Annotated in this window: 5 protein-coding genes; 3 read left to right on the forward strand and 2 right to left on the reverse strand. The window is 34.9% G+C overall.

Annotated elements, in window-relative coordinates:
- Both KO515_RS02820 and KO515_RS02825 read right to left on the reverse strand, forming a co-directional pair.
- On the reverse strand, positions 1-2230 hold a 2230-nt coding region (locus KO515_RS02820; RefSeq protein ID WP_215934869.1), incomplete at its 3' end, for a PKD domain-containing protein.
- A gap of 93 nt (positions 2231-2323) precedes the next feature.
- Positions 2324-2692: a hypothetical protein gene (locus tag KO515_RS02825; protein WP_215934870.1), complete on the reverse strand. Its 369-nt coding sequence runs from the start codon at positions 2690-2692 to the stop codon at positions 2324-2326.
- Between the two features lie 283 nt (positions 2693-2975).
- Between KO515_RS02825 and folE the strand changes: the two genes are divergently transcribed.
- The 3 genes from folE to yidD are packed head-to-tail and all read left to right on the forward strand — an operon-like array spanning position 2976 to position 5431.
- On the forward strand, positions 2976-3653 hold the full coding sequence (folE, locus tag KO515_RS02830; RefSeq protein WP_215934871.1) for a GTP cyclohydrolase I FolE: 678 nt from the start codon (positions 2976-2978) through the stop codon (positions 3651-3653).
- A gap of 57 nt (positions 3654-3710) precedes the next feature.
- Positions 3711-5192, forward strand: a complete 1482-nt coding sequence (cysS, locus tag KO515_RS02835) for a cysteine--tRNA ligase (protein ID WP_215934872.1) — start codon at positions 3711-3713, stop codon at positions 5190-5192.
- A 2-nt stretch (positions 5193-5194) separates the two neighbouring features.
- Positions 5195-5431, forward strand: coding sequence for a membrane protein insertion efficiency factor YidD (gene yidD / locus KO515_RS02840; RefSeq protein WP_215934873.1), 237 nt, complete (start codon positions 5195-5197; stop codon positions 5429-5431).
- Positions 5432-5499: the final 68 nt, after the last annotated feature.

Genomic DNA, 5499 nt, shown 5'->3' on the forward strand with positions numbered 1-5499 from the left:
TGATGTCGTCACAGACTTCCATGTCATCTGGTGTTGTGGCTAAAGCTCTAGGATTAACTACTAAATTAAAAAGTGCAGTCCCTGAAGCATTATAACAATTAGAATCTCCTGAACTTGCAACTCTTACATATATTGGTTGGTTGTTTTCCGTATTTGTAAAATCTGATGGTAAACTACCTGTTCCTGAATCTGCGTCTGCAAAACTTAAATGATAAGTCACGTTGAAATCTGTGGCCGGTTGTGTCCCTAATATCCCTATGGTCTGTAAACTTAAGTCAAAAGTTGCAATACCGTCATTGCTCTCGTCGTCACATTGCTCTAAATCAGAGACTGGGTTTATGGTGGGTTGACCTGCTACATTTAAAGTAAAAGGAAATACGTCATAACATCCCGAATCTAAATATTCTATCCTAACAAATATCGTTTCACCATCGGTACCCGTATAATTTCCTGAATCTGGTATAGCAGCTGCATCTGCATCAGCATCAGCTTGAGAATTATGATATGTAACTACTAAATCAGAAGCATTAGTAGCACTCGCAAGCACCACCGCTGTATTGGATTCTAAATTAAAAATATAGGGAGGTACACCTGTATCACAAACGTATAAATTATTTGGACTCTCTGTAATAAACTCTGGTAATACATCAATACAAATTTCTTCTGTGTATTCACATCCAAAATCATCAGTAACTCTATACGTATAACAAAATTGTCCAGCTGTTGTTGGTTGAACAGTAATAACGTTTCCAGCAGTATTAGTTATTGTAGGATCTGTATCCCATGCTTCAGAAGTAATCACGGGTGTAAATGAAAGTTCTGGAGGCTGAAGATTAGGATCAAACTCAATACTCCAAGCAAAAACATGACCATTATCTAAACCGAGGTTATCTACAACCTGAATGGTCCAATCGCCATTTAAGGGAGACCCTAAAAGCCCATCCAAAGACTCTTCTGAACTATAATTCCCTGCAGGCACATATGAATCCGTATAAGTATCAGGTCCATCACCACTTAGAAATACACCACCAGATTGCACACCACCAACTAAGGTAGGAAAACTGTCATCTGGCACAAAACAATATTGAGACCCTCTTCCTGGAGTTGTATTAGAACTCTCACCATCAACTCCAGCTGTTGCCCAAGGTTCACCTAAATTAGCAGCCGAACCTCCTGGATAACCTTTAAGCGTAACAACTTGTCCATTTGGTGACACAATCTGTATTTCTAAATCACCTAAATATGAATGCTCCATCGTTAAACAAATACTCACTAATTGACTAATATCTGTTAACAGCTGATTTGAATCGTAACAATCTACAGTAATAAATGTCTCATACGTTACACCATTCCCGTCTGGCAAAAACGTAACGTCACTAATAGGAGGAGTACAATCATTTATATACTCTGTGGCTTCTACCACACCTGTAATATCTGTACTATCACCAAAACAGAGCGTTGCATTCGCTGCCTCAGTGCCCGTAAAGTCTGGTTCGGTAGCAACTTGTATCACCTGATTAATTAAATTATCATTCTTACAGCCTAAAGAATCAATTGAAGTATTGGCATCTCGTATATTTAAATTTACAATATAAACACCAGGATCAGGATATGAAAATGTTGCTGTTTGACCCGCAATTGTATTACCATCACCTAAATCCCATTCATAAGTAGCACCTGTTCCATCTACAGAAAAATCACCGCTACCTGTAAGTGTAATTTCTTCATTTGGGCACACCCTTATATAGTCATCTGAATTTGGTGCAGGAGTTGATGAATCTAATTGAGAGTTAATCGTTTGACAAGGAGTTAAACAAGATATGTTCGCCTCCCAACCATCAATATTACCTGAATCACTTGAAATAAATTGAATTGTAATACAACCCGATGCATTGTCTTGTGTAGCCTGTACTAGTCCTGGACTATCGGTTCCTGAAAATGTTCCAAATGAATCTGCCGCAATAGAATCTCCATTAAAAATCTCCATAACATCAGGTGTCACACCTAATTGGGTTACAAATGATAAAAATTCAATTTGAATTTTCTGACCTGCGCTTTCCGGACAAATGGTTAAAACAAAATCTTCGTCATTATCATAGTTACCAAACTCTCCACCTGAATCATAAAAAACACCACCACATTGGTTAACAGTCGCGGTTTGCATATTAACATCTTGTGCCAGTAAAAAAGAAGAAAATAAAAGGGAGGTTATTGCTATTAAATATTTCATTGGATTAATTTTATTATTTTATAAGGAACATATTTTTATTATGTATAGCATTCAATTCAGAATTAAACATTGCTATATATTTATTTATTTTCCTTATTGATATTGAGACTTTATTATGATATAATAATTGGTATTATCTACATGATACATCGCTGCAGTTCTTGAATAGAAATTTAAACCGTATTTTAATGGATTAAAATCTTTAGGATTAAAATCACCTTCTTGACTGTAATCTAAACCAACGCTCTCAGCCATCTCAGATAATTTAGGACACGGCTTTTTAAGGTTTTCATCAGTGATTAATTTAACCTCCACTCTATTTCTGAGAATATGTTTAATACTTTTAAGACGATTTGGCTTGCTAAAAACAAGTTCTTCTGCAGATTCTCCATAAACTTCAATAATCTGAGCACGCTCAACTGCTGTTAATGGTAATTTTACATTGTCGTTAAATTTTGCCAAAGGCAACGGGTTTTTATGAGTGGATTGTTGACTAAAAACACATAAAGGCATCAGTATCAACGCCAAAACAAAATATAGATTTTTCATAGGTAATTCAGAATATTAGAATTTCGAAAATTAATAAAATTTTATATAAACAACTGTTAATTCATCAAGGATATTGGTGTTTTAACGGTTTTACATATATAACAGCTACAATTATAAAACTCCTACCTTATTGAAACTATTTTTATTGCTTATCTTTGCCTCTCGTTTTTAAAAACTGATAACTTATTATTTTAGAATGAAAATTGAAAATGATTTTAATGATATTGATGCTCTTGGTGATGATCACTTTAGCGCATCAAGTGAAACTCCTTTGAGAGCTGATGCTTTCAAATTATCTAGCAACGAAAAAATAAATATCATTAAAGATGATGTAAAACATATTTTGGAAACTTTAGGTTTAGACCTAAACGATGACAGTTTAAAAGGTACACCTAACCGCGTTGCAAAAATGTTCGTTAATGAAATTTTTGGAGGTTTAGATCCTGATAAAAAGCCAAGCGCTTCTACTTTTGACAATAAATATAAGTATGGAGAAATGCTAGTTGAAAAGAATATTACGGTTTACTCTACATGTGAGCACCATTTATTACCTATCGTTGGTAGAGCGCATATTGCGTATATTTCTAATGGTACAGTTGTTGGCCTTTCTAAAATGAATAGAATTGTTGATTATTATGCTAAACGACCTCAGGTCCAAGAACGTTTGACCATTCAAATAGTGAAAGAACTTCAAGACGTTTTAAACACTGAAGATGTGGCCTGCGTTATAGATGCTAAACATTTGTGTGTAAATTCTCGTGGTATAAGGGATATTGAAAGTAGTACTGTCACTTCAGAATTTGGTGGAAAATTTAAAGATCACGCAACTCGAAGAGAACTTTTAGACTATATTAAATTAGATACACAATTTTAGATACCTCGTCTCAACTCATTAATTTAAGTTATTGATTCATTTTTCAAAAGTAGCATCATGCCATTATATAATACACACCACATAAAATTATACAATACACTTTCAGGTGAAAAAGAAATTTTTCAACCTATAACCGAAGGCTATGTTGGAATGTACGTTTGTGGACCAACCGTATATAGTAATGTTCATTTAGGTAATGTTAGGACTTTTATGTCTTTCGACATGATTTTTCGCTACTTAAAGCACTTAGGTTATAAAGTACGATACGTTCGAAATATTACAGATGCTGGTCACTTAGAAAACGATGCCGACGTTGGTGAAGATAAGATTACTAAGAAAGCACGGTTAGAAGCTATTGAACCTATGGAAATTGTGCAACGTTACACAGTGGATTTTCATAACGTACTGACTACTTTTAACTTTTTGCCACCAAGTATTGAGCCAACGGCAACGGGTCACATTATAGAACAAATAGAATTAATTCAATCCATTATAGATAATGGCTTCGGTTATACTGTTAATGGATCCGTGTATTTTGATGTCCATAAATACAATGAATCTAATGAGTACGGTATTTTAAGCAAACGAAAATTAGAAGACTTAATTCACAATACACGTGCACTTGACGGACAGAGCGATAAGAAGAACCCTCAAGATTTTGCTCTTTGGAAAAAAGCAGAGCCGACCCATATTATGCGTTGGCCGTCTCCTTGGAGCGATGGTTTTCCTGGTTGGCACTTAGAATGTACCGCAATGAGCACTAAATATTTGGGTGATTATTTTGATATTCATGGTGGTGGAATGGATTTAAAATTCCCACATCACGAATGTGAAATCGCACAAAACCAAGCTTCGAAAGGTCAGGCTCTTGTAAAATATTGGATGCACGCTAATATGTTAGAATTGAATGGAGCTCGCATGAGTAAATCGACTGGAAATTATATAAATCCAGCGGAATTACTTTCTGGAGATAATGACATTATGTCTAAAGCGTATAACCCTAGCGTCATCCGTTTTTTTATGATGCAAGCGTCTTACAGAAGTGTTTTAGATTTAACAGATGATGGTTTAGCCGCTGCCGAAAAAGGTTTCCATAGACTTATGGATGCCATTAGCTTAATGGCTAATTTAAAAACAAATTCTTCATCCTCATTTAATGTTTCTGAATGGAAGCAAAAATGTTACGATGCTATGAATGATGATTTTAATACTCCTATATTAATAGCAACGCTTTTTGAAGCTGTAAAATTCATTAATCAAATTAAAGATGGAAGTGCTAGTGTAACACCTGAAGATTTAGCTATATTAAAAGAGACAATTGATGCGTTTGTATTTGATGTTCTAGGACTAGTAAATATTTCAAAAGAAAGTACGGGAAGTGATAAACTAACCGGAGCCGTTGAAATTTTAATTAATCTTAGAAAAGAAGCGCGATTAAATAAAGACTTTGCTTTATCTGATAAAATAAGAAATGAATTAGCGGAAGCAGGAATTCAACTTAATGATAGTAGAGAGGGTACGACTTTTACGACTAATTAATCGTGAAGAAACTCTTAACATATCCGTTTTTATTATTGATTAAAATCTATCAGACCCTAATATCACCATTTACACCAGCGACTTGTAGATATCAACCAACGTGTTCTCATTATGCTAAAGAAGCATTAGAAGTCCATGGTTTTTTTAAAGGTGGATGGATGGCGGTAAAACGGATTTTTAGTTGTCATCCCTGGGGAGGTAGTGGATTTGATCCTGTTCCAAGGAAGGATGACAACTAAAAATTTGCCAACGCGCAAGCTCGCCCGTTCTCTAAAAATGTACTCCGTACATTTTCTTTACGTTCCGT

The sequence above is a fragment of the Winogradskyella psychrotolerans genome (assembly GCF_018860545.1).
Classification (GTDB): domain Bacteria; phylum Bacteroidota; class Bacteroidia; order Flavobacteriales; family Flavobacteriaceae; genus Winogradskyella; species Winogradskyella psychrotolerans_A.